The sequence below is a fragment of the Aquimarina sp. MMG016 genome, assembly GCF_018100805.1.
Classification (GTDB): domain Bacteria; phylum Bacteroidota; class Bacteroidia; order Flavobacteriales; family Flavobacteriaceae; genus Aquimarina.
This window is the reverse complement of sequence record NZ_JAGJEA010000003.1, coordinates 621,076-642,817: the sequence shown is the minus strand read 5'-3', so window position 1 is coordinate 642,817 and position 21,742 is coordinate 621,076. Positions and strand designations below refer to the sequence as shown.

At 32.5% G+C, this 21,742-nt stretch carries 23 protein-coding genes; 19 read left to right on the top strand and 4 right to left on the bottom strand.

Features of this window, described 5'->3' with window-relative positions; translation table 11 throughout:
• From J8M14_RS09030 to J8M14_RS08975, 12 genes are all read left to right on the top strand, one after another.
• On the top strand, window positions 1-293 hold a 293-nt coding region (locus J8M14_RS09030), incomplete at its 5' end, for a hypothetical protein (RefSeq protein ID WP_211074258.1).
• A complete protein-coding gene (locus tag J8M14_RS09025) occupies window positions 290-616 on the top strand; it encodes a hypothetical protein (protein ID WP_211074257.1) in 327 nt (108 codons plus the stop codon). The genes J8M14_RS09030 and J8M14_RS09025, both read left to right, overlap by 4 nt.
• Before the next feature lie 111 nt (window positions 617-727).
• Complete coding sequence (locus J8M14_RS09020; protein WP_211074256.1) at window positions 728-1,279, top strand: TetR/AcrR family transcriptional regulator; 552 nt, start codon at window positions 728-730, stop codon at window positions 1,277-1,279.
• Window positions 1,280-1,340: 61 nt separating this feature from the next.
• Window positions 1,341-2,138 carry an MBL fold metallo-hydrolase gene (locus tag J8M14_RS09015; RefSeq protein ID WP_211074255.1) on the top strand — a complete coding sequence of 266 codons (798 nt, stop codon included), beginning with the start codon at window positions 1,341-1,343 and terminating at the stop codon, window positions 2,136-2,138.
• A 20-nt stretch (window positions 2,139-2,158) separates the two neighbouring features.
• Entirely contained in the window at window positions 2,159-3,226 is a 1,068-nt protein-coding gene (rsgA, locus tag J8M14_RS09010) for a ribosome small subunit-dependent GTPase A (RefSeq protein ID WP_211074254.1), read from the top strand.
• Between the two features lie 150 nt (window positions 3,227-3,376).
• Window positions 3,377-4,204, top strand: a complete 828-nt coding sequence (locus tag J8M14_RS09005) for an alpha/beta fold hydrolase (RefSeq protein ID WP_247672595.1) — start codon at window positions 3,377-3,379, stop codon at window positions 4,202-4,204.
• Window positions 4,205-4,426: 222 nt separating this feature from the next.
• Window positions 4,427-5,305 (top strand): helix-turn-helix domain-containing protein, encoded by an 879-nt coding sequence (locus J8M14_RS09000; protein ID WP_211074253.1) that lies wholly within the window; start codon window positions 4,427-4,429, stop codon window positions 5,303-5,305.
• A 74-nt stretch (window positions 5,306-5,379) separates the two neighbouring features.
• Entirely contained in the window at window positions 5,380-5,769 is a 390-nt protein-coding gene (locus tag J8M14_RS08995; RefSeq protein ID WP_211074252.1) for a hypothetical protein, read from the top strand.
• 241 nt (window positions 5,770-6,010) lie between these two features.
• The gene (locus J8M14_RS08990) at window positions 6,011-7,000 is read left to right on the top strand and encodes an alpha/beta hydrolase (RefSeq protein WP_211074251.1); all 990 of its coding nucleotides are present in this window, start codon (window positions 6,011-6,013) and stop codon (window positions 6,998-7,000) included.
• Between the two features lie 90 nt (window positions 7,001-7,090).
• The gene (locus tag J8M14_RS08985) at window positions 7,091-7,612 is read left to right on the top strand and encodes a hypothetical protein (protein ID WP_211074250.1); all 522 of its coding nucleotides are present in this window, start codon (window positions 7,091-7,093) and stop codon (window positions 7,610-7,612) included.
• A 240-nt stretch (window positions 7,613-7,852) separates the two neighbouring features.
• Window positions 7,853-8,680, top strand: coding sequence for a LytTR family DNA-binding domain-containing protein (locus J8M14_RS08980; RefSeq protein ID WP_211074249.1), 828 nt, complete (start codon window positions 7,853-7,855; stop codon window positions 8,678-8,680).
• Between the two features lie 115 nt (window positions 8,681-8,795).
• Window positions 8,796-9,446, top strand: a complete 651-nt coding sequence (locus tag J8M14_RS08975) for a CPBP family intramembrane glutamic endopeptidase (protein ID WP_211074248.1) — start codon at window positions 8,796-8,798, stop codon at window positions 9,444-9,446.
• A 266-nt stretch (window positions 9,447-9,712) separates the two neighbouring features.
• Here the strand turns inward: J8M14_RS08975 and J8M14_RS08970 are convergent, their stop codons facing one another.
• Entirely contained in the window at window positions 9,713-10,087 is a 375-nt protein-coding gene (locus J8M14_RS08970; protein WP_211074247.1) for a hypothetical protein, read from the bottom strand.
• Window positions 10,088-10,164: 77 nt separating this feature from the next.
• Here J8M14_RS08970 and J8M14_RS08965 point away from each other — a divergent pair, with 77 nt between their 5' ends.
• From J8M14_RS08965 to J8M14_RS08935, 7 genes are all read left to right on the top strand, one after another.
• Entirely contained in the window at window positions 10,165-10,506 is a 342-nt protein-coding gene (locus tag J8M14_RS08965) for a MerR family transcriptional regulator (protein WP_211074246.1), read from the top strand.
• A 178-nt stretch (window positions 10,507-10,684) separates the two neighbouring features.
• Window positions 10,685-10,951 carry a hypothetical protein gene (locus J8M14_RS08960; protein ID WP_211074245.1) on the top strand — a complete coding sequence of 89 codons (267 nt, stop codon included), beginning with the start codon at window positions 10,685-10,687 and terminating at the stop codon, window positions 10,949-10,951.
• A 25-nt stretch (window positions 10,952-10,976) separates the two neighbouring features.
• Window positions 10,977-11,261, top strand: coding sequence for an ADP-ribosylglycohydrolase family protein (locus tag J8M14_RS08955; protein WP_211074289.1), 285 nt, complete (start codon window positions 10,977-10,979; stop codon window positions 11,259-11,261).
• Window positions 11,262-11,287: 26 nt separating this feature from the next.
• A complete protein-coding gene (locus tag J8M14_RS08950) occupies window positions 11,288-12,397 on the top strand; it encodes a Gfo/Idh/MocA family oxidoreductase (RefSeq protein WP_247672594.1) in 1,110 nt (369 codons plus the stop codon).
• A gap of 9 nt (window positions 12,398-12,406) precedes the next feature.
• Window positions 12,407-15,025, top strand: coding sequence for a glycoside hydrolase family 31 protein (locus tag J8M14_RS08945; RefSeq protein WP_211074244.1), 2,619 nt, complete (start codon window positions 12,407-12,409; stop codon window positions 15,023-15,025).
• 72 nt (window positions 15,026-15,097) lie between these two features.
• On the top strand, window positions 15,098-16,888 hold the full coding sequence (locus tag J8M14_RS08940) for a S41 family peptidase (protein WP_211074243.1): 1,791 nt from the start codon (window positions 15,098-15,100) through the stop codon (window positions 16,886-16,888).
• A gap of 67 nt (window positions 16,889-16,955) precedes the next feature.
• Entirely contained in the window at window positions 16,956-17,477 is a 522-nt protein-coding gene (locus J8M14_RS08935; RefSeq protein ID WP_211074242.1) for a CvpA family protein, read from the top strand.
• 14 nt (window positions 17,478-17,491) lie between these two features.
• On the opposite strand, the gene J8M14_RS08930 is transcribed toward J8M14_RS08935, so the two are convergent.
• The 3 genes from J8M14_RS08930 to J8M14_RS08920 form a co-directional block, all read right to left on the bottom strand.
• On the bottom strand, window positions 17,492-19,345 hold the full coding sequence (locus tag J8M14_RS08930) for a SulP family inorganic anion transporter (RefSeq protein ID WP_211074241.1): 1,854 nt from the start codon (window positions 19,343-19,345) through the stop codon (window positions 17,492-17,494).
• A gap of 111 nt (window positions 19,346-19,456) precedes the next feature.
• Window positions 19,457-20,089 (bottom strand): carbonic anhydrase family protein, encoded by a 633-nt coding sequence (locus J8M14_RS08925; RefSeq protein ID WP_211074240.1) that lies wholly within the window; start codon window positions 20,087-20,089, stop codon window positions 19,457-19,459.
• A gap of 20 nt (window positions 20,090-20,109) precedes the next feature.
• Window positions 20,110-21,675 (bottom strand): SulP family inorganic anion transporter, encoded by a 1,566-nt coding sequence (locus tag J8M14_RS08920; protein ID WP_247672593.1) that lies wholly within the window; start codon window positions 21,673-21,675, stop codon window positions 20,110-20,112.
• Window positions 21,676-21,742 lie beyond the last annotated feature (67 nt).

Genomic DNA, 21,742 nt, shown 5'->3' with positions numbered 1-21,742 from the left:
CGATGAAAATTAAATGGGAAAAATATAATTCCGAATGGCTTGCTGAAATAGCTGAAAAACAAATTCCTGAAGAAGTTGAGATTATACAATCTATACGAAATTGTACTCAAATCTATTGGGAAAGTAGAGCTTATGGATATTTTGTGGCCCCTAAAAATGCTAATCAACCTGATTCTGAATGGCAATTTGAACAAAATATAACTCTACACGATAAAAAAGAAGGTGAACTAATATTAGATATTTTGACAGATAAAAGAATTGGAGGAATTGAATTTATGAAATATTTGAAATGAATAATCTGAACAAAACATATCATAAAGGGAACTTCCGAAGTGGTGAATGGTCAAAGCATCTAAGACCATATCTGAAAAGAATTGGGAATAAACGTTGGAGAAAAACTGGTAAAGGTTTATCAGAATTCGAAGAAGTTAAAAATCTTAGAAGAAGAAAAACTTCGAAAAAAGAAATTGTAGTTCGCATTACAAATAGATTCTATGGTAATATTGAGTTTACTCGCATTCGTAAATACAGAACTATGAGGGATGCTCAAAATTCGATGAATAGATCAAGTGTGATTCGAGCTGAAATAATAAAAAAAGTAGATAACACTATATAACAAAACATAGCTGCCCTTTGGGTCAGCAACGTTTGTTATATTTATCGTTGTGGTTAATACAAAAGCCGCATTCACTTATTATAAATCAGCTAGACCCTTTCTTTGTTTATAATGCGAGAAATAGAAAAAATATGGTTAGAAACAGGTTATAAGTGTTTTGCTTATGAAGGTCCAAAAGGACTTAAAGTGGAAAGATTATCTAAAAAAATTGGGAAGAACAAGTCTTCATTTTACCACTTGTTTGCTGATTTAGAGGTTTTTACGGAGTGTTTATTGGAATTTCATTTAAGACAAGCAAAAAATATTTCTGCAAAAGAATCAAATGCAAAGACCGAGGAAGAATTAATATCCATTATTATCGAACATAAAATTGACTTACTATTTAATCGTCAATTAAGAATTCATAGGGACAATCAAGCGTTTAAACAATGTTTATCTCAAATAAATCAATTCTCAATTAAAGGACTATTACCAGTATGGAAAAATATAATTTCTTTATCAGGAAATAGCCCGCTAGCTAAAATGGTATTGCATCTTAGTTTGGAAAATTTTTATCTTCAAATTACCTATGAGACTTTAAACCGTGATTGGCTAAAAGAATATTTCTCAGATATTCGGAAAATGGTACTTCTTTTCCAAAATTCAAAAAAAGAATCCGATTAGACGGAACCGTCTAAAGTTTGACATTTAGGATATTTAATTTTGTAAAAATATTCTATTACAAATGCAGACAAACAGATTACATTTTTTAATACTCTGCTTGGCTTTATTAATTAATCAAGGCTGTACCATGGTAAAAGTAAAAATAAGCGAAAAAAGAAATCCAATACCTCAAAAAGTAACTATTGGAGAAAATATAACTTTAACAACTTGGGGAGCTATCAAAGTGAATAAATCACATTTTTTTCCATCAAGTTTTCAGCTGAAAATTGATGATAAGGTTATTTACATCGACCCTGTAGGAATTGAGAATGCAGAGCAGGCAGATTATATTTTGATAACTCATGCTCATCCAGACCATTTCTCTTTAAAGGATATTAAGAACCTTTTAAAAGATGAAACAATAATTATTTGTTCAAAAGGAGCTTTAAATAAAATAAGAGATGTCAAAAACCAAATCCAAATTGTAAAACCTAAGGAGCAATTACAATTTGAAAAAATTGGTATTGAGACAACTTTGGCATACAATACAAAGTCGGTTTTTTTATGGATTAAAGCCCACTCTAAATCGAAAGAAAACGTGGGCTATGTGATTACATCAAAAAATGGCTTAAAAATTTACCATGCAGGAGATACAGACTATATTTCTGAAATGGAACGACTAAGTGGTATTGATGTTGCTTTGGTTCCAATTGGAGGAGATAACTTAACGATGAACGCGGAAGAGGCTGCTAAGATTGTAAATAAAATTAGACCAAAAATTGCCATTCCAATGCACTATGAAATCAAAAACCAGGAAGAATTGAATCGATTTGATACACTAGTTAACGAAAAAACCAAAGTAATTAAATTAAGAAAATAAATTAGGAATACCCAAAAAATATGACAATTCAAGATTTAGGATATAATGATTATTTCGAAAAATTAAGAATAGATAACAATCTTGAGGACTTTGAAATTGGTCGTGTAATCGCTGAACATAAGGGAAGATATATTGTGAAGAATGAAAAAGGTGAATTTGAAGCAGAGATTACTGGGAATTTAAGATTTTCTGCGAAAAGTCGTAAAGATTTTCCAGCAGTTGGAGATTGGGTTTCTTTAATAAATTATGAATCTGATTTTGTTGTTATTCATAGCATTTTACCCAGATTATCAACCCTTTCAAGACAAGCCGTTAATAAGTTTGGTGAATTGCAAATAATTGCTAGCAATATCGATTACGGATTAGTTTTGCAATCGGTAAATAGAGATTTTAACATTAACCGATTAGAACGATATTTAACTCTTTGCTACACTTCCAAGATTGAGCCTATAATTGTTATAACCAAAACGGACTTAATGGACGAGCAGAACTTGAATAATTTGCTCAATAAAATAAAAATCAGAGTTAAAAATATCCAACTTGTTCATGTGAGTAATGAAACGAAACAAGGTATAGATGTGTTGAAAAAACTTCTTTATAAAGGAAAAACATATTGTCTTCTTGGTTCATCGGGCGTGGGAAAATCATCCCTGATTAACAGCTTGATTGGAGAAAATAGAATGAAAACAGCCACTATTAGCAAAAGTATTGATAGAGGTAAACACGTTACAACACATCGCGAATTAATTTCAATGGTGCATGGCGCTATACTTATTGACAATCCAGGAATGCGTGAAGTTCGTATCACCGATAGTTCAGATGGACTAGAAAGTACATTCGAAAAAATATATGACTTGACACAAAATTGTAGGTTTTCAGATTGCACCCACATCTCAGAAAGTGATTGTGCAGTTCAATTAGCGATAGAAAATGGACAGATAGAGAAATCATATTTCGAAAACTATTTAAAAATGGAACGAGAAAAAGAACACTTTGAATCAACTGTGGTTGAAAAACGTAAAAAGGACAAAGATTTCGGAAAAATGATAAAGCACTATAAGAAAACAAGAAAATCAAATAAGTACTAAGCACAACAATGTATATAAAAACAATAATTTAAGTGCGACCCCTGAACCGTTTTTGTGTTCAATTTAATATCTTTCTTTCCGATAAGTAAACATCTATAAGTTCGCTACTTTTCATATACTAAATGTTGTGCGTCATTAAAAACCAACCAATTGAAAAGAAAAAAAATAAGAATATTTAAAATCATAAGTACTGTTTTTATAACTCTATATTTAATTAATTGTGCTGGATTCTATTTTACTCAAGAAAAACATTTTTTCACCCCAACTAAGCTTGCTGCAGATCATAAATTCCATTTTAATGGAAATTTTGAGGAATTAAATTTTAAAACAACTGACGATTTTACTTTAAACAGTCTCTTGTTTAGAGTAGATAATCCTAAAGGTCTAGTGTTTTATCTTCATGGTTCTGGAGGCTCATTGGCATCTCTTGCAGAGGGAGCAGATGTATACATACAACTAGGCTATAATGTATTCATGATGGATTATAGAGGCTTTGGAAAAAGTGGAGGAGATATAACAAGTGAGCAGCAATTATATGAAGATAATCAAATGTTATATGATGAGTTGAAAAAGACTTATGCTGAAGAAGACATCATTGTTGTGGGATATTCTCTTGGTGCGGCAATGGCTGCTAAATTAGCTTCGACTAATAATCCAAAACTATTAATACTGAAAGCGCCTTTTTATAATTTCAATGAAGCGATATCTCAAAACGTTAAATTATTAAGTAAGTTTTTTCCATTATCTATTTTAAACAAATATGGCTTTAACAATAATCAATTTATTCAAAAATGTAAAATGCCAGTTTTAATTTTTCATGGCACTAACGATAAGATTAACCAATACAGTTCTTCTTTAGAACTCAAAAAACTTTTTAAACCAGAAGATGACTTAATACTTCTAGAAGGTGAGGGGCATGACAGTATTTCTAATAACCTTCAATTTCAAAAGGAATTAAAAACACTTTTAGGAGATTAAAAACGACCACACACAACATATAAAAACACAGTATAAATGAGGTTTACCAAAAGGTCTGTATTTATAAAGTCGCTAAATTAAAATATGTACTCATAAGAAGAGTAAAAGCAAAATATTTATATTTAGCAAAGTTTAAAACCGAAAACGATAGTGCTTATCTCCTGCCCTAAGTTTCTTATACTTAACGTTAGTGGTAATTTAAGACTCATTATATTAGAATGAATGCAAGAAATAATTAGACATAATATTGATAAATTCAAACAACAAGTAAAACCAGAATTTGAAGAAAAGAATTTTTTTTTAAAAGAATTTATCAATGATAATGAATTATTTGAAGAACCATACAGAACAGAAACTTTTGGCATTGGTTACTTAAAAGAAGGACAATTTGTATTAACTACTGGTTTAACCAATCACACCATTGATGCGCCATCATTAATCACTATGGGGCCAAATGTTATTAGAAAATGGACAAGGACGTATAAGCCTGTAATAAACTATACTATTTTCTTTACAAGCGATTTTTTAAGTAGTGTATTATCTACTAATAACAAACTACTTAATGTTCCTTATTTTGAAGAAGCAGATTTACATATTTTTCACTTAAATGATTCTGAAAAAAATTCTATCGAATCTATTTTTGATACGCTGAAGAATTTTATTGAGTCCGATTATAAAAATAAAAATGAGTTTATTCGCTTGCAAACAGCCATTTTATGTGAGATACTAGATGAATTCCATACAAAAAGAGCGATAAGTAATTCTAAAACCCACCAAAATCCATTAGCATATAAATTCAAGCATCTTGCGGCACGTAACATAAAAGTAAAAAGAGATGTAACCTACTACGCAGAAAAACTAAACACAACAACCAAGCAGCTTACCAAAGTTATTAAAAAAGTTACTGGAAAGACAGCAAGCCAATTTCTTCAGGATTTGCTAATTCTTGAAGCAAAAATTCTACTTCAAGACAGGAATGCGACTATTAATCAAATAGCCTATGAATTAAACTTTCCTGACCCTTCTACTTTTGGAAAATATTTCAAGAAAAATATAGGAAAAACACCTTCAGCCTATCGAGAGGAATTTATGACTATATAAAGTCTCATTTTACCCTTTTTTGACAATAGTGCTTTATCTAGATTTGTTACATAGAAATCATAAAACTATACAAGATGAAAAATATCGAAATCGCAAAAAAGTACTTAAACGCAGCATATAGCGGGGATATCGCTACAGCAAAAAGCCTTTTAGATGAGAACGTTAAACTAACAATGAATGGAAATAATGAAATATCTGGTATTACCAATGGAAGAGAACCTTTTTTCGCATCCTTTGGTAAAATGCTACAATTAACGAATAACACTTATAATTTAGATGAACAAGTAGAGTGGCTTGAAGGACAAGAAAGAGCTATTCTAATTGCTAAGGAATCTGCAATAAGAAATGATGAAAAGTTTGAATTTAGCCGCGTTATAGATTACATAATTAAAGAAGGCATAATCAAAGAAATAAAAATATACGAAGGTGACCCAACAATTGCTGATAAAGCATTCAATAAATAATTATTCTGCATCAACACCATAAAAAAAACACTATGTTAAATTCTAAATAACTACCCCCAACACCGTGTATAGCTCATTGCGGCTGAATTCCTAATCGGAATTTATTGCGATTTTGCTACTTTAGTGTTTCATCGGAATGTTCCTTCGGAAAATTCCGCAACAAGCCATACACGTTGTTGGCAATAATTTTAAGTGTAACAAACTTCTCAGAATATCATCTTTAAAATAAAATCTTTATAAGATGAAATTCAAACCTGGAATCAAACAAATTAATTTGACGATTTTTATATTGATCGTTATAACAACCTTTGGACAAGGTCATGCACAAAAAGAATCAAACGAAAAGATAATAAACCAATGGTTTCTATCTACTGGTGACTGGGAAAATGACCCTCAGATTTATGTAAGAGAAGTCGGCACTGGAACTGAACCAGTAATTATGCTTCATGGAGGTTGGGGAGCAGAACATAGCGGACTAGTAAAAGCAATAAGCGGACTTCAAGATAAATTTAGGTTTATTTTTTATGAGCAGAGAGGTTCATTGAGATCGCCATTTCCAGATTCCCAAATTTCCTTCGAAAACCATATTAACGATTTAGAATTATTAAGAAAGGAACTAAATCTGGATAAGATGATAATTGCAGGACATTCAATGGGAGCAGTTTTGGCTTCTGCATACGCTTCAAAATATCCCGAACATATAGAAAAACTTGTTTTACTTAGCCCAGCTCACCTGAAAGAGCCATTTCCTGAGGAGGATAAAGAAATTCAGCATCAACAATTCTTAGCAAATAAAGAATTTCAAAACAGAATTGAAATACGAAAAGAACTTGAAAAATATAGTCTAAATAGAGCAGACTCTCTTTTAAATTCAAGAGAAAGAACGATAAAGTCGAGAATTAGCTTCGGAAAATTGATGTTATACGATATTTCTAAATGGACCGAATTAAATAATGGGAAAGCATTATATAAAGGTGAAGTTTACGATTTAACAGCTAAAACCTATCCGGAAAATGGATGGAATTACTTTTCGGCATTCAAAAAGCATAAGTATCCCATAAGTATTATAATTGGAGATCATGACTGGCTGGACTTCGGAAATGGATTGTATAAAAAATGGACCCAAGAAGTGCCAAGAATAAAAATGACCAGTATAAGAAATGCTGGGCACATGCCATGGGTTGATCGACCTAAAGAAATGACCGAAGCATTACGAAAAAACTTGAATTAATAAACTATTGCCAACAACGTGTATAATTAATTGCTGCGGAATTTCCTCAATGGAAATTCACGCGCATTAATTATCTTAGTCAACAGCGGAATGTTTCTTACGAACCATCCCGCAACTAATCATACACAAACCATTGTACAACATATCAAAAATCAAGAAAGTATGCTGAATATTTTTAAAACTAAACGAAAAAAAATAACGGATGATACTCTTGGAACTCTAACATTTAAAAAGTCTAACAGAATTGATGAATCTTATTGGAATGTTGACCTTAAAATAAATTCTATAACTGAATTAGTAGAATTTTATATTTACAATAATGTTGATGGAATTAATGACAAACAAAAACAACTTATCCTATTAATTGAAAGTAAATATCCTGAATTAATTGGCTCATTACAAAGTTTCTTAAATGAACAAATAAGAAAACTTGACTCTGATCATTCAAGTATTTCCATTGAAAAAGATTTGGATATTAGTTTTATAAATATTCCTCAAGACCCAACGGAATTAAATAAATGGGAAATCAATTATATTGAGAAAAAAGGGTTTACTAGTTACGGAATTGAAATTGAGAATTGGAATCCGATTGATTTAGGAGTTTCCGCATAAAAAACGTTGTACAACAACATATGTGTGATAATAGCAGTTAAGTGATTAATCGAAAGGTTCTTGTATTTTTGGTAAGGCCCAGCGCTCGCAATAAAGAAAAGTTAGCAATCACTGTGCAGAGCTGCCTGCCATCCGCCAGGTAGGCAGGAAAATCGAAAAACAGGGTAACATTTTGCTCTGCTACAACACATATATTAAACGAACAGCTCAAAAATCACTTAGAAAATAATTAAGGTTAGAATGAATATAATAATCAACTCGATTAAAAATAAGATTAATTTTTCTAATTTTTGGGTTAGAAATGGCTTTATACTTCTAATAATATCTATTTTATCAAACCATCTTTTTGAGCCTGAAAATTTCCCATTTAATAAAAACTACAAATTTCCTCTATTTCCAATTGTTGTATCAATAATTACGGGAATTATAATAATTCTTATCGCTCGCTTTAATTTCAAATATTTTGAAAACAAATACTTCACTAAAAAAATTAACCCGGAAATACTATTACGTTTTCTGTTTTCAACATTAGGATATATTACTATACTATATATCTTTTTATATTATAGTTTGAATGGTTTGATAAATGGAATTAAATCATACAGTATTTATAATTTACTAACAGGACTTTCAGTCTCCCTACTAATATGTACACTGGGAATTGCTCTTTTATTTTCAATTGATATTTATAAACTTCACAAACTTCTCTCCATAAAAGGGATACTTAAAGTCGAACAAGGAGGTAAAATAACCTTAGTCAAACACCTGGAAATTGCCTTTATATATAGTGAAAATAAAATAGTTTATATTGTAAAAACTGATGGTACTACAATTATTACAAATTTCACTTTAAATGACATTGAAAGTAAAATTAGTGAACAAAACTTTTATCGAGCAAATAGACAAACCATTCTTCATGTCCGCTCCATTGATCAAGTACAATCGATAGAAAATGGAAAATTATCTGTACTACTTAAACCTACTATTAACAACAAAAAAGCTTTTCATATAAATATCAGTAGATATAAAAAACAAGAATTTATGAACTGGTTTAAGGGTAAGCTATAAAATCCAATGATTATTCAGCTATTATTTTGATACCATTCGGTAAAAACGAGCTGTATATCTCCGCTTATCTTGCTTTATCGTTATTACTTCGCTTAAAATAAAAAACGATAAAAAAATGAATAAAAACTTTTTAACTACAAAATTGACTCCAGTAATCGCTATAGTTCTTTGTTATATTTTATACCTATCCGGATATTTTCAAATAATTATAGCGACTTTAATATTATTAATCGCAAGCGCTATAGAATACAAAAAAGAACTTTTTAGTTCCTTAGGTTTTCAGCGTAAAGGAATAAATATAAAGAATCTATTAATCTTAGCGCCACTATTAGGTATAGCTATCTTTTTGTTTTATGGCTATGTGATGATGCCAAGTGTTACCTATCTTACAGGGCAACCGATAAATTTTTCTGAATTCGAAATTTATAAAGGAAACTTGCCTGCTACTCTAAGTTTACTTATTCTTATTTGGACTTCAGCTGCGTTCGGTGAAGAAATTGTATTTAGAGGGTACTTAATGAGACAATTTACTAAGTTTTTTGGATCAAGTAAAATTAGTCTTGCTATTAACATTCTACTATTTGGGTTTATTTTTGGATGGATACACGCATATCAAGGAATAAGTGGACAAATTTTATCAGGTATTACAGGTATGCTTTTGGCTGTAATTTTTCATATACGCAAAAGCGATTTGTGGTTCAATATTGCTGTTCACGGATTTATTGACACTGTTTTTTTAGTATATATATACTATGGCTGGCTTTAATAATTAAAAAAGTAGTATGGCCTATGTATAACTATATATAAGAAAACATTGGGGTTTTATGTTTAACCAAAAGATCTTTGTTTATTTCCAAAGTCGCCAACTATAAAATTTGGCGTTTATGAGAAAAAAGATAAAAGTGAAATATTTATATTTGGCTTAGTACCGATCTGAAACGTATAGCTCACTACCTGTCCTATGCTTCTTATACGAGTCGTTATCTCTCATTTCAAGTGATATCTGAGAATTCAATTACATAAAGCAACAAGTCAAAATTTGGAATCACTTAATCGGAACAAATTTGAATCTTCAAAATACATTCCAATCCAAAGTAAAATTTGCATTATTAATCCCATATTAAATGATTTTCCAATCCATTGTGCTGACATTATACCACCTATGTAAGCAACGCATAAAAGAAAGCCTAATTTTCTTGTTTTTGGTATCAGGAATACAATCGCACAAATAAGCTCAATTACACCAATATAAAATGTCATATGACCCATATTGGCTTTTTGCATATTGATAACCATAAATTCTAATCCAATTACTTTTGGGATAGCAGTAACAATCAATAATAAAATCGGTATTACCCAAATAAACCTTAGACGATTTCTTCTTGCATTTGTGTCCTTTGTATTCATAATATCCATTTTAATTATTATTTTGGACAAATATAAACAGTGGACTATAGTCAATGGTCAAATAAAAATGTGGGAAAATGAAAATTGGCGAATTATCTAAGCAGACTGGAGTGTCGAGAGACACGATTCGTTTCTACGAAGGAAAGGAAATGCTAACGAATATTACTCGGCCATTCGAGTGGAATGATTACAAGGATTATAGCGAAGAAAATGTGAAACGGATTCAAATAATAAAGTATCTTCAACGCTTTTCATTCAAGTTAAAAGAAATTAAGGAGCTACTCGACCAAAAAGATGCAAACCCAAATAAGTGCATTGATAAAAGCAAGATTTTTAGGAGTAAACTTCAAATTATAGAAAAGGAGATTGACGAATTAAAAAAAACACGAGACGCACTATTGGAGATTATTAATGATTAAAGAAAAACAAGAGATAACACGGTGTATAATTAATTACGGCGGAATTTTCCAATCAGAAATTCACTTGCATTAATTATCTTTAGCAACAACAGAAAGTACCTGCGCACTTTCTCCCGACTAATCATACACAAAACTGTTAACTTTAATGCTGAGACAGAAACTTTATAAAAAATCATTAATGAAAAAAAATAAACTGTCTGAATTGACTAACGAAGAGTTGCTATTTGAAAAAAAGAAATTGAAAAAGAGGAAAATAGTAAATGCAACATTGATTGGATTTCTTGCAGGAATATTCTTCATTGGAATTGCAGCATTGGTTAGCAAACCAAATGCTTTAGGAATAATTCCAATGTTAATTCCAATATTTTTAATTTATAAACTGGTAAATAATTCTAAAAAAGATAAGAATCTAGAAGAATTACTAAAAGAACGTAATTTGAATTAAGTAATAAGAGAAATCTTAGAAGGAAATTGGGAGTCTGGGAAATGATGGATATGTTGTAAATTCTGTTCCGTTAGCAATTGCAGTCGCCAATAAAATTCAAGAAATCGGAATTGAAGAAATGTATTCTCAGTTAATTAAAATTGGAGGAGATACAGATTCGAATTGCACCATTGCAGGCCAAATAGCTGGATCATTAATTGGCAGAAAAGGAATACCGGAAAAATTGATCAATAAGTTAAGTCATTTGAATGAATATGATTGGATTGAAATGACAATTAAAAGTTTAATAAAAAAAGAAGACTGGGTATAACAGTTGAGCTACATAAAAATCAAATAATGATGCAATATAAAATTCTGTTTATCTTATTAACACAGTTATTAATTACAAAAGTTTATAGTCAAAAAGAACCATTAAAGGTAGGTGTAGTTGGTCTTACCCATACCCATGTTCATTGGATTTTTGGCAGTGAACCAAGAGGTGATATAAAAATTGTTGGAATCGTAGAACCTAATACAGAACTGGCCCGGCAATATGCCGATCAATACAAATTCTCGATGACTCTTGTTTATAATTCTATTGAAGAAATGTTAGCTAAAACCAAGCCAGAGGCAGTAACTGCTTTTGGAACCATATTCGAGCATTTAGAAGTAGTACAGGCAGCAGCACCCAAGGGAATTCATGTAATGGTTGAGAAACCGCTGGCAGTCAATATGGAACACGCCGTAAAAATGAAAGAATTAGCAAAAAAACATAATATTCATTTGCTAACCAATTACGAAACCACCTGGTATCCAACCACCCATAAAGCGTATGAGCTAGCTAAAAAACAAAACGCCATTGGCGATATTAGAAAAATAATGGTACACGACGGTCACAAAGGTCCTAAAAAGATTGGGGTAAATAAAGAATTTTTAGATTGGCTAACAGATCCTGTTCAAAATGGTGGTGGAGCCGAAATAGATTTTGGTTGCTATGGTGCTAATTTATTAACTTGGTTTATGAATGGGAAACGACCGAATAGTGTAACAGCAATCTCGCAGCAGTTACAACCAGAAAACAATCCAAAAGTTAATGATGAATCCATAATCTTATTACAATACGATAAGACTGTAGCTGTTATACAAGGTTCCTGGAACTGGCCTATTGGTAGAAAAGATATGGAAATTTATGGTGTAAAAGGTGTCATCTATGCAGATAATAGACATGACTTACGCATGCGTATTTCAGAAGGTTATGATGGATTTGATGAACAAGCTATGAAATTAGAAGAAAGAGAAGCACCCTTTGACGATCCCTTCGCACTTTTGGCTGCGGTTGTTAAAAATAACGTACAACTTGAAGCGTATGATTTAAATGCGCTAGATAATAATATGATTGTTGTTGAAATTCTAGATGCTGCAAGGAAAAGTGCTGAGCTAAATAAAACTATTCATCTAAAAAAATAATAAAATATTATGACCCTGAAGAGTTTTCCACTTATTTTGATACTAATCCTAATACATATCAAAGCTTTTTCTTTTCAAGATCCAAAAGCCAATACTAGTGCCGTAGTCATTTCTGATAAAGCTCGTTTTACAGTATTAACTCCAGGTGTTATAAGAATGGAGTGGGATAATGAGAAAAAATTCGAAGATAGAGCTTCTTTTACTATAATTAATCGGCATACTGAAGTTCCAAAATTTAATGTTGCACATGAAAATGAATGGTTAGTCATAAAGACTCATATAATTGAACTTCGTTATAAAAAGGGTTCTGGACAGTTTTCTGAATCTAATATTAAAGTTTCATTTGCTATAAATGAAAAAGAATTGACTTGGACACCAGGTATGAAAAATAGTGGAAACCTTTTCGGAACAACCCGTACTTTAGATGGTTGTGATGGAGGTAATACATGGGATGGAGAGCCAATTGCTCTTGAAGATGGTATTATTTCACGAGATGGATGGTATGTATTAGATGACTCTTCTAATTTTCACTTTGACAATTCTGAATGGAATTGGGTTTCAGAAACAAAAAATGCCTCTGAACAAGATTGGTATTTTTTTGCCTATGGATATGACTTTAAAAAAGCACTAAAAAATTATACCACAATTGCCGGAAAAATCCCTTTACCGCCTCGATATGCATTCGGATATTGGTGGTCTCGTTACTGGGCTTATTCTGATAGAGAATTTAAAGAACTGCTAGCTGACTTCAGAAGATATGATATACCAATCGATGTCTTGATTATAGATATGGATTGGCATCTTACTCACGGAGGGTTAAAAAATATTAAGAATCCTAAAAAAGATCCTTTTGGAGAATTGCTGGGATGGACAGGTTATACCTGGAATAAAGCTTTATTTCCGGAACCTAAAAAATTTATTGAATGGACCAATAAAGAAAAGCTAAAGACTGCTCTCAACCTTCACCCGGCTTCTGGTATAGCGGCTTTAGAATCGCAATATGAAGAATTTGCCAAGAATTACGAATTCGACACCTCTAATAAAGAGTGGATTCCTTATAAAATGGCAGAAAAAAAATGGGCCGAGACCTATTTTAATACAATATTGAAACCTTATGAAGATTGGGGAGTAGATTTTTGGTGGCTGGATTGGCAACAGTACCCTACCAGTAAAGTTGTGAAAGACTTAAACAATACTTGGTGGTTAAACTACACTTTTTTTTCTAGTATGGCAGATAGAACAAGTAAACGCCCTTTACTTTTTCATCGTTGGGGGGGCTTAGGTAACCACCGTTATCAAATAGGGTTTTCTGGTGATTATAAAATTTCGTGGGAGTCCCTAAAATATCAACCTTATTTTACTCATACTGCATCTAATGTAGGATATGGCTATTGGAGTCACGATATAGGCGGACATGCCTCTGGTGATCTGGATAGCGATGCTGAGTTATATACGCGTTGGCTGCAATTTGGGATTTTCAGCCCTATCCTGAGGACGCATAGCGCTAAAATATCTTCAATAGAGCGAAGATTTTGGATGTATCCTAATGAACTTCAACACATGCGTGAACTTATTAATCTTAGGTATGCTTTAGCACCTTACACATATACAATGGCCAGAAAAACGTATGATGATGGTATATCGCTCTGCAGACCAATGTACTACGAACATTCAAAAAATGAGAATGCCTATACATTCAAATATCAATATATGTATGGAGACCAAATGCTTTTTTCACCAATCTATGAACCTGTTGGAGATGATTTAATTGTGGAGCAAGAAGTGTGGTTGCCTAAAGGAACATGGTATCAGTGGTCTACCGGACAAAGAATTGAAGGAGGAAAAGTTGTCAAGAAAAATTATACATTAAAAGAATTACCGCTTTATGTAAAAGAAGGCTCTATTATACCTATGTATCCAAAAATATCTAATCTACAAGAAATACCAAATCATCTAGTATTAAAGGTATTTCCCGGAGAAAAAGGTTCGTTTAATTTATATGAAGATCAAGGAGAAAATGAAAATTATAAATCAAATTCCTTTTCATTGACAAAGATTACTCAATCCGAAAATGAAAACCTAAAAACGATAACTATTGAACCGCCTAAAGGAAGTTATCAAGGTATGCCAGAATCCAGAAGCTATGAACTTAAATTACCAATAAGTTTCCCTCCTGCTATAGTTAAAGTAAATGAAGAAGAATATAAGTATTCAGAGAACAAATCATTCAAAAGTTGGACTTATGACGGTCAAGAACTAACCACTAGTATTTTAATCCCTGAGCAATCCATCTCAGGTAAGGTAGAGATTCAAATTACGTACGCAAAAGAGTATATGGATAAAAAAGGGTTACTCTATGGAAAAAAAGGAGCCTTTAAAAGACTTCAGGAAACTATAAGTTTGATGAAAATTGAAATAGCTCGCGAAAATTGGTGGGCTCTACTTTCTGATAGAGTTTTTGGCGCGGAACAGGTTCCAGTCAAAATTAATTACAACCCTCATACCATAATAAACGAGTTAGAAACATTTGAAAAAATTCAGAAAGAAATCTTGAAGGATATGCGCAATCATCGTGATGCAAGAAAAAAAATTACAGATAAAATTCTAGCGCCTTTAGAAAAATATTGATAACTATAATTTTAAATAGAAATTGATGGAATAACTAATGCTAGCAAAGAATTGTTCCAAAAAGTAATAAAAATGAGAAATGTATTATTTTACCTTCTAACAATATTATTAGCAAATGTTTTTGGGTATAGTCAAACTACGGTAACTTTTACCGTAGAGGATTTACCCCAAATTACAAATCAAAAAGTGGGAATAAGAGGAAATATACCACCACTCGATTGGTCAAAATCCATTGTCCTAAAAAAAGAAGGTAAAGCCTACACGATTGACATCAATTTTCCTGCTTCTGAAAAGGAACTGGAGTTTAAATTTGTGTTATTCAACAATGACAAAAAACCCACCTGGGAGAATACACAAAACAGGACATTAACACTAGAAGGAGATCAGGCTAATCAAATATCTCATCACAAATGGAATAGAGAGCAAATCATTGATATAAGCACATTAGGTAAAATTGATATACAAGGACTTAAAAAAGATTTTGAGTTCATTAAAACAATGGTTCTTAATGTTCATCCGGGAACATATCGATATAATAGCAAAGATCAAATTTTAAGTGCATTGGAAGAATTAAAAGACAAGTTTAGTAGTCCCATTACATATCAAGAGGCATATTTGGCAATTTCTAAACTTACCGCACAATTAAAATGCGACCATACCAAGCCTGGTTTCAACAATCAAGGAAAAGTCATTAATTCTATTATCCATTATCAAGCAGATAAAGTTCCATTTACCTTTCGTTGGGTTGGAGAGGAGATGGTTATTCTCCAAAATGCTTCAAAAAATGAATTGCTACAGCGAGGTACAAAGGTACTCTCAATCAATCAGGTTCCTGTTACTGAAATCCGTAATGAAATACTCAAATACATTGGTGCTGACGGAGCAACCGATAAAAACCGTATTTACAAAACCCAAGTAAACGGTTACGATTTTAGATATAATGCTTTTGACATTTTCTACCCGCTGTTATATCCTCTCACCAATCAAAAAATTTCATTAGAAATTCAACAACCTAATCAAGAAGATGTTAAGTCTGTTCTAGTCTCTACCTTGACAAGAGAGGGAAGATTTAAGATTCTGACTGAACATTATGAAACATTCCCAAAGTCGAGAGATGATATGTGGAGCTTTAAAGTACTTTCTGATAATGTTGCAATACTTACCTTGAATTCGTTTGGTCTTAATGGTTGGAAAGCAATGACAATTGATTATAAAACATTTTTAGCGAATGCGTTCAAACAAATTGACAAACAAAAAATCGATCACTTGATAATTGATATTCGAGAAAATACTGGTGGAAATGATGAAATGGCCGAAGAGCTATTTAATTATCTTGCTAATGATAATTACAATTTTGAAAGAGAAGGAAGAACACGATATGTAAATTTTCCCGAGTCTTTAAAACCTCATATTAGAACTTGGGGGGATAGTCCTTGGTATTTTAATTTGGAGCCTGAAAACAAGAAGCCTATAAATGGTTATTATGTGTTTAAAGAAAACTTTTCCTCAGGACGAAAAAAAAGTAATAAAAAGGTCTTTAAAGGAAAATCATATTTATTGACAAGTGCAGCAAATACCTCATTGGCGTTTTATACAGCCTATAGATTCAAATATCAAAATATCGGTATGGTCATTGGACAAGAAACCGGTGGAAATTTGAACGATATTAATGGAGGGCAAATAGTTTTTTTAACGCTCCCTAATTCAGGTATAGAAATAGACTTTCCGGTTATGGGTGGTTTCAGTACAGAAAAACAACCTGATACTGGGGTAATTCCAAATATAGAAACAGAGTATAAAATTCAAGATATTATTGATCAAACTGATATAGAAGTAAAAGAAGTTATGAGGTTGATAAACTAATACGGCACACAACGACACAATGTATAAGGGATAAATCAATTATATTTGGTACAACATATACATATAGATGAACTACATTGATATTATTTTAGGAATCCTATTGCTTTGGGGACTAGTAAGAGGATTTATGAAAGGCTTATTCGTCTCTTTAGCTTCTTTAATTGCTCTGGTTGCAGGAATTTATATAGCAATTCACTTTTCTCATATTATCGGTGAATATTTACAGCAATATGTTGATTGGCAGGAAGGTGTGATGAAACTAGCTGCTTTTGCAATTACTTTCCTACTTGTGGTAATTTTAATATCATTAGCTGGAAAATTACTGACCAAAATTGCAGATTATGCTGCTTTAGGGATTGTAAATAAATTATTAGGTGCAGTTTTTGGTGTTTTGAAGTTTGCTTTTATAGCCAGTGTGGTATTAATGTTTGTAGACGCAGTAAATCAAAAAGTGACTTTTATCAAACAGGAAACCTTGAACTCTTCGATTCTTTATACTCCAGTAAGAACATTGGCCCCAGCAGTGTTACCCAGTATATTAAAAGAAGCTTCGACGGAAAGTACCGAAACATCTGAAGAAGAAAAATAAATAATATTTTAGGCTTATACTGTATCTTCTACAACTTCTTTCAGATAAGAAATACAATCGTCAAAATTATCAAACACAAAATCTTCGGGGATAAGATCAGGTATAATATCTATGTTTTTTACTAGATATAATGGTTGCCTTTGTATCCCTACGATATGGGTCTTTATTCTTCTTTGTTCTAAACCTAAAATAATTTCCTCCAATGTATATACTCCGGATTGATCCATATATGGCACCCGATCCATACGTAATATTACATGAGTAGCAGTTTCTGGTATCTGATTAGCTAGTTGTTGTAACTCACTGGTAGCTCCAAAGAACACTGGGCCGTTAAGATGTTTGATAAATATTTCTTCTTTTAGTTCTTTTGGGAAACTGATCTCATCTTTCCACAACTTTTCTTTATTGTTATTTTCTGCACCGCTTAAGGATTCTACCTTAGATTCCCTTGCAGTTACATCCCCCATCTTTTTCATAAACATTAGGGAAGCTAGCACCAATCCTATACCTACAGCATATACCAAATCCCAAAAAACAGATAAAAACAGTACTATCAGCATAATTGCTACTTCAACCCAAGGCATACTTGGTATAGCTTTTAATCCTTTGTAATCCATAACTCCAATACCGACAGTAATTAAAATCCCTGCAAGAACTGCTGCCGGAATTTGTGACGCCACCGGACCTAATGCCAATAATATAATTAACAATAGAACCCCAGCAATCATTCCTGATAATTTGGTTTTACCACCAGCATTAATATTAACCACAGTTCTTATAGTTGCACCGGCTCCGGGTATTCCTCCAAAAACTGCAGCTATACTATTCCCAATTCCCTGCCCCACTAATTCCTTGTTAGGATTATGTTTGGTTTTGGTCATATTATCTGCTACTACAGAAGTTAATAATGAATCTATAGCTCCTAAAAAAGATAACGATAATGCAGTAAAGAAATATGGTGTAATAGCTCCTAAACTAAAATTAGAAAATATAGAAAAATTTATCTCCGGAAAACCACTTGGGATTTTTTCAATAGGCCTATAATCCAATCCAAAGCCAAAAGCAACTCCAGATACTATTAATAATGATACCAAAGTACTTGGAACTGCTGTAGTGATTCTTTTAAATCCATAAATAATTACAATCGTAGTCAAGCAAAGAATAAGCTCCAAATAGTTAATATTTGATAATGCTCTAGGAAGGCTTTTAAGAGATCCTAAAACACCAGATGCTTCACTTCCTGCCAATGCAACTGCTTCAAGATGAATTTCTTCTTCTGTAATTTTTTCAGCTCTTCTTATCGTTTCCTTAAAATCTTCAAGTACCAAAATTCCTTCTCCTGCTTCTTGTTTTAGGATTTTATCAAGGATTACTTCTTCTGATTGTGGTTTAAACTTTTCTACAAATGCTTCATCTTCTTTGGGGTAATACCCTAAAGCCGGTAAAAACTGTGTGATTAGGATCATTACTCCTATGGCTGTCATAAATCCTGATACTACAGGATACGGGATATATCTGATATACTTTCCTATACCAATAGCACCCAATCCAATTTGCATTAGTCCGGCTAAAAGAAAAATAGTCAAAATTGCAGGTAAGGCTTTTTCTACATCTCCGTTATTCGCTCCGATCAATCCAGCAATCACTAACATGCTTACCGCTGTCATTGGAGCTGTAGGACCTGATATCTGGGTATTTGTTCCTCCGAACAATGCTGCAAAAAAGCTAATAAAAATAGCCCCATATAATCCAGCACTTGGTCCTAAACCCGAAGACACACCAAATGCCAAAGCTAACGGTAGAGCTACAATTCCTGCAGTCAGACCACCAAAGGCATCTCCTCTTAAATTCTTAAAAAATCCTTTCATAAGATATGATTGTTTGGATTTATAACAATGATAGTAAAGCTATCAAAAAAAACCATAAAAAAGCCGATGTAGCAATAACATCGGCTTTTTTAGCAAAAATTTAGGAGTTTGTTATCCTTCAAAAAAGGTCACACTCCCATCAGAGATATCATACATACCTCCCATAATGATGATCTCTTTATTATCCTCCATCTCTTTTAGAACTTCACTGTCTTTTCTGATGTTATCTATGGTAAATAAAACATTCTTTACAGCCACTTGGTTTACAAAATCAATATTCTTAGAGTTTCTTTGAGCAGCATCTGCTGGTTCACTGACAGCTTCTACTGCGGGTTTGATTTTACTCAATAAAGCTGTTAAATTACCCATTTTGGCGTCATCACAAGCGCCTTTTACCGCTCCACAGCTAGTATGCCCTAATACAAGCACTAATTTTGTTCCTGCTAATTTACAAGCAAACTCCATGCTTCCTAAAATATCTTCGTTCACAAAATTACCAGCCACTCGTGCACTAAAAATATCTCCTATTCCCTGATCAAAAATTAATTCTGAAGATACTCTAGAGTCGATACAGCTTAAAATTGTAGCAAACGGAAATTGACCACTTTTGGTATCTCCCACTTGTTCCAGAAGATTTCTATCAGCCATGTTTTTTTTAGTAAATCTTTCATTCCCTTCTTTAAGCAATTGCAGTGCTGTTTGCGGAGTAATCGCCGCCTGAGTTTCTTTAGTATGCGCTTTCATATTTTTTTGTCTATTTTAGTTTATGTGGTTTTAGGTCTTAGCCTAAAAAATTCAATATAACTATCAGGGTTTTCTATCTCTCCCCTTTCAGAAATCAACTTAATATCAATATTTCTATTCTTTGCTTTTTCAGAGAAATCTTCTAATATCTCAATAATATCATTATCCAGGTATCGCGTATTTCTAACATCTAATGTAAGATAGGTATCTTCTGGTAAACGATCAAGCTCTTTTAAGATAGCTCCTTTGTTAAAAAACGTCACTTCTTCTGCCAAGGTCATATTTACCTTGTGAACACCATTGCTAACATCTTCTATGTGTAAGAAATGTGAGTTTTTATAGCTTTTAAACAAGATTACTACAATACCTACCAAAAGTCCTAATCCAATCCCATATAATAAATCAATAAAAACGATACCCAATATTGTAACCATAAAAGGTACAAATTGCTTACGCCCGGATGCCCACATTGCTTTAAAGGTTGAAGGTTTTGCTAATTTATATCCAACAACAAATAATACAGCTGCCAATACAGATAATGGTATCATATTGAGCAATCTTGGAATCAATATCACTGAAATCAATAAAAAGAATCCATGAACAATCGCAGACATTTTTGTTTTACCTCCAGATTGAATATTCGCCGAACTACGTACAATTACCTGGGTAATTGGTAGCCCTCCAATAAATCCAGAAATCATATTACCTGTTCCTTGAGCCAGTAGCTCACGATTAGTTGGTGTTACTCGTTTTTCCGGATCCAATTTATCGGTTGCCTCTACACAAAGAAGAGTTTCTAAACTTGCTACTAACGCAATAGTAAATGCTGTAATCCATACATCCGGACTAAAAATCACACCAAAATTTGGGAAACTAAACTGTCCTAAAAATGAGGATACATCCCCTGGAATAGGCACACTCACCAAGTGTTCTTCGGATATTTCAAGACTAGAGCCTTTGGACATAACAAAGAAAACAATACCTATTACTACAGCAACCAGTGGTCCCTGAACCAATTGAAATACTTTAGCTTTTTTTACTAATACTTTATCCCACAGTATTAAAATTCCCAATCCTACTACTGCTACCAAAGTAGAACCTAAGCTTATAGATTTTAGGGCGCTAATGATTCCTGAAAAAGTATTCTCTCCATCTGTTTGAAAAAATGCAAAATCCCCTTCAGTAGCACTATCATATCCAAAGAAATGTGGAATTTGTTTTAGAATAATAATAATCCCGATTCCTGTAAGCATCCCTTTGATTACTGAAGAAGGAAAATAATATCCAATAATACCGGCTTTAAGTATTCCAAAAACGATTTGAATTGCTCCTCCCAATACTACGGCTACCAAAAAGTTTTCAAAGCCACCTAATGCGCCTATCGAAGTTAATACAATTGCAGCTAACCCTGCAGCAGGGCCACTTACCCCAATCTGGGAGCCACTCATAGCTCCTACAACAATTCCTCCAACAATTCCGGCAATTAATCCCGAAAAAAGAGGGGCTCCACTGGCAAGTGCAATACCTAAACATAATGGTAATGCAACGAAAAACACAACAATACTTGCTGGAAGATCGTTTTTCATATTTTTAAAAACACTCATAGTTATATCATAATTTAGTTGTCGTTCTATAATAGTTTTTTAGAACAAT

Excerpts from the sequence above, each read along its gene's own strand:
- J8M14_RS09020 (WP_211074256.1), top strand. The coding sequence starts at position 728 with ATGCGAGAAATAGAAAAAATATGGTTAGAAACAGGTTATAAGTGTTTT.
- J8M14_RS08995 (WP_211074252.1), top strand. The coding sequence starts at position 5,380 with ATGAAAAATATCGAAATCGCAAAAAAGTACTTAAACGCAGCATATAGC.
- J8M14_RS08985 (WP_211074250.1), top strand. The coding sequence starts at position 7,091 with ATGTTTCTTACGAACCATCCCGCAACTAATCATACACAAACCATTGTA.
- J8M14_RS08930 (WP_211074241.1), bottom strand. The coding sequence starts at position 19,345 with ATGAAAGGATTTTTTAAGAATTTAAGAGGAGATGCCTTTGGTGGTCTG.
- J8M14_RS08920 (WP_247672593.1), bottom strand. The coding sequence starts at position 21,675 with ATGAAAAACGATCTTCCAGCAAGTATTGTTGTGTTTTTCGTTGCATTA.
- J8M14_RS08940 (WP_211074243.1), top strand. The coding sequence starts at position 15,098 with ATGAGAAATGTATTATTTTACCTTCTAACAATATTATTAGCAAATGTT.
- rsgA (WP_211074254.1), top strand. The coding sequence starts at position 2,159 with ATGACAATTCAAGATTTAGGATATAATGATTATTTCGAAAAATTAAGA.
- J8M14_RS09025 (WP_211074257.1), top strand. The coding sequence starts at position 290 with ATGAATAATCTGAACAAAACATATCATAAAGGGAACTTCCGAAGTGGT.
- J8M14_RS08945 (WP_211074244.1), top strand. The coding sequence starts at position 12,407 with ATGACCCTGAAGAGTTTTCCACTTATTTTGATACTAATCCTAATACAT.
- J8M14_RS09015 (WP_211074255.1), top strand. The coding sequence starts at position 1,341 with ATGCAGACAAACAGATTACATTTTTTAATACTCTGCTTGGCTTTATTA.
- J8M14_RS08925 (WP_211074240.1), bottom strand. The coding sequence starts at position 20,089 with ATGAAAGCGCATACTAAAGAAACTCAGGCGGCGATTACTCCGCAAACA.
- J8M14_RS08965 (WP_211074246.1), top strand. The coding sequence starts at position 10,165 with ATGAAAATTGGCGAATTATCTAAGCAGACTGGAGTGTCGAGAGACACG.
- J8M14_RS08935 (WP_211074242.1), top strand. The coding sequence starts at position 16,956 with ATGAACTACATTGATATTATTTTAGGAATCCTATTGCTTTGGGGACTA.
- J8M14_RS08960 (WP_211074245.1), top strand. The coding sequence starts at position 10,685 with ATGAAAAAAAATAAACTGTCTGAATTGACTAACGAAGAGTTGCTATTT.
- J8M14_RS08975 (WP_211074248.1), top strand. The coding sequence starts at position 8,796 with ATGAATAAAAACTTTTTAACTACAAAATTGACTCCAGTAATCGCTATA.
- J8M14_RS08970 (WP_211074247.1), bottom strand. The coding sequence starts at position 10,087 with ATGAATACAAAGGACACAAATGCAAGAAGAAATCGTCTAAGGTTTATT.
- J8M14_RS08990 (WP_211074251.1), top strand. The coding sequence starts at position 6,011 with ATGAAATTCAAACCTGGAATCAAACAAATTAATTTGACGATTTTTATA.
- J8M14_RS08980 (WP_211074249.1), top strand. The coding sequence starts at position 7,853 with ATGAATATAATAATCAACTCGATTAAAAATAAGATTAATTTTTCTAAT.
- J8M14_RS09000 (WP_211074253.1), top strand. The coding sequence starts at position 4,427 with ATGCAAGAAATAATTAGACATAATATTGATAAATTCAAACAACAAGTA.
- J8M14_RS08950 (WP_247672594.1), top strand. The coding sequence starts at position 11,288 with ATGATGCAATATAAAATTCTGTTTATCTTATTAACACAGTTATTAATT.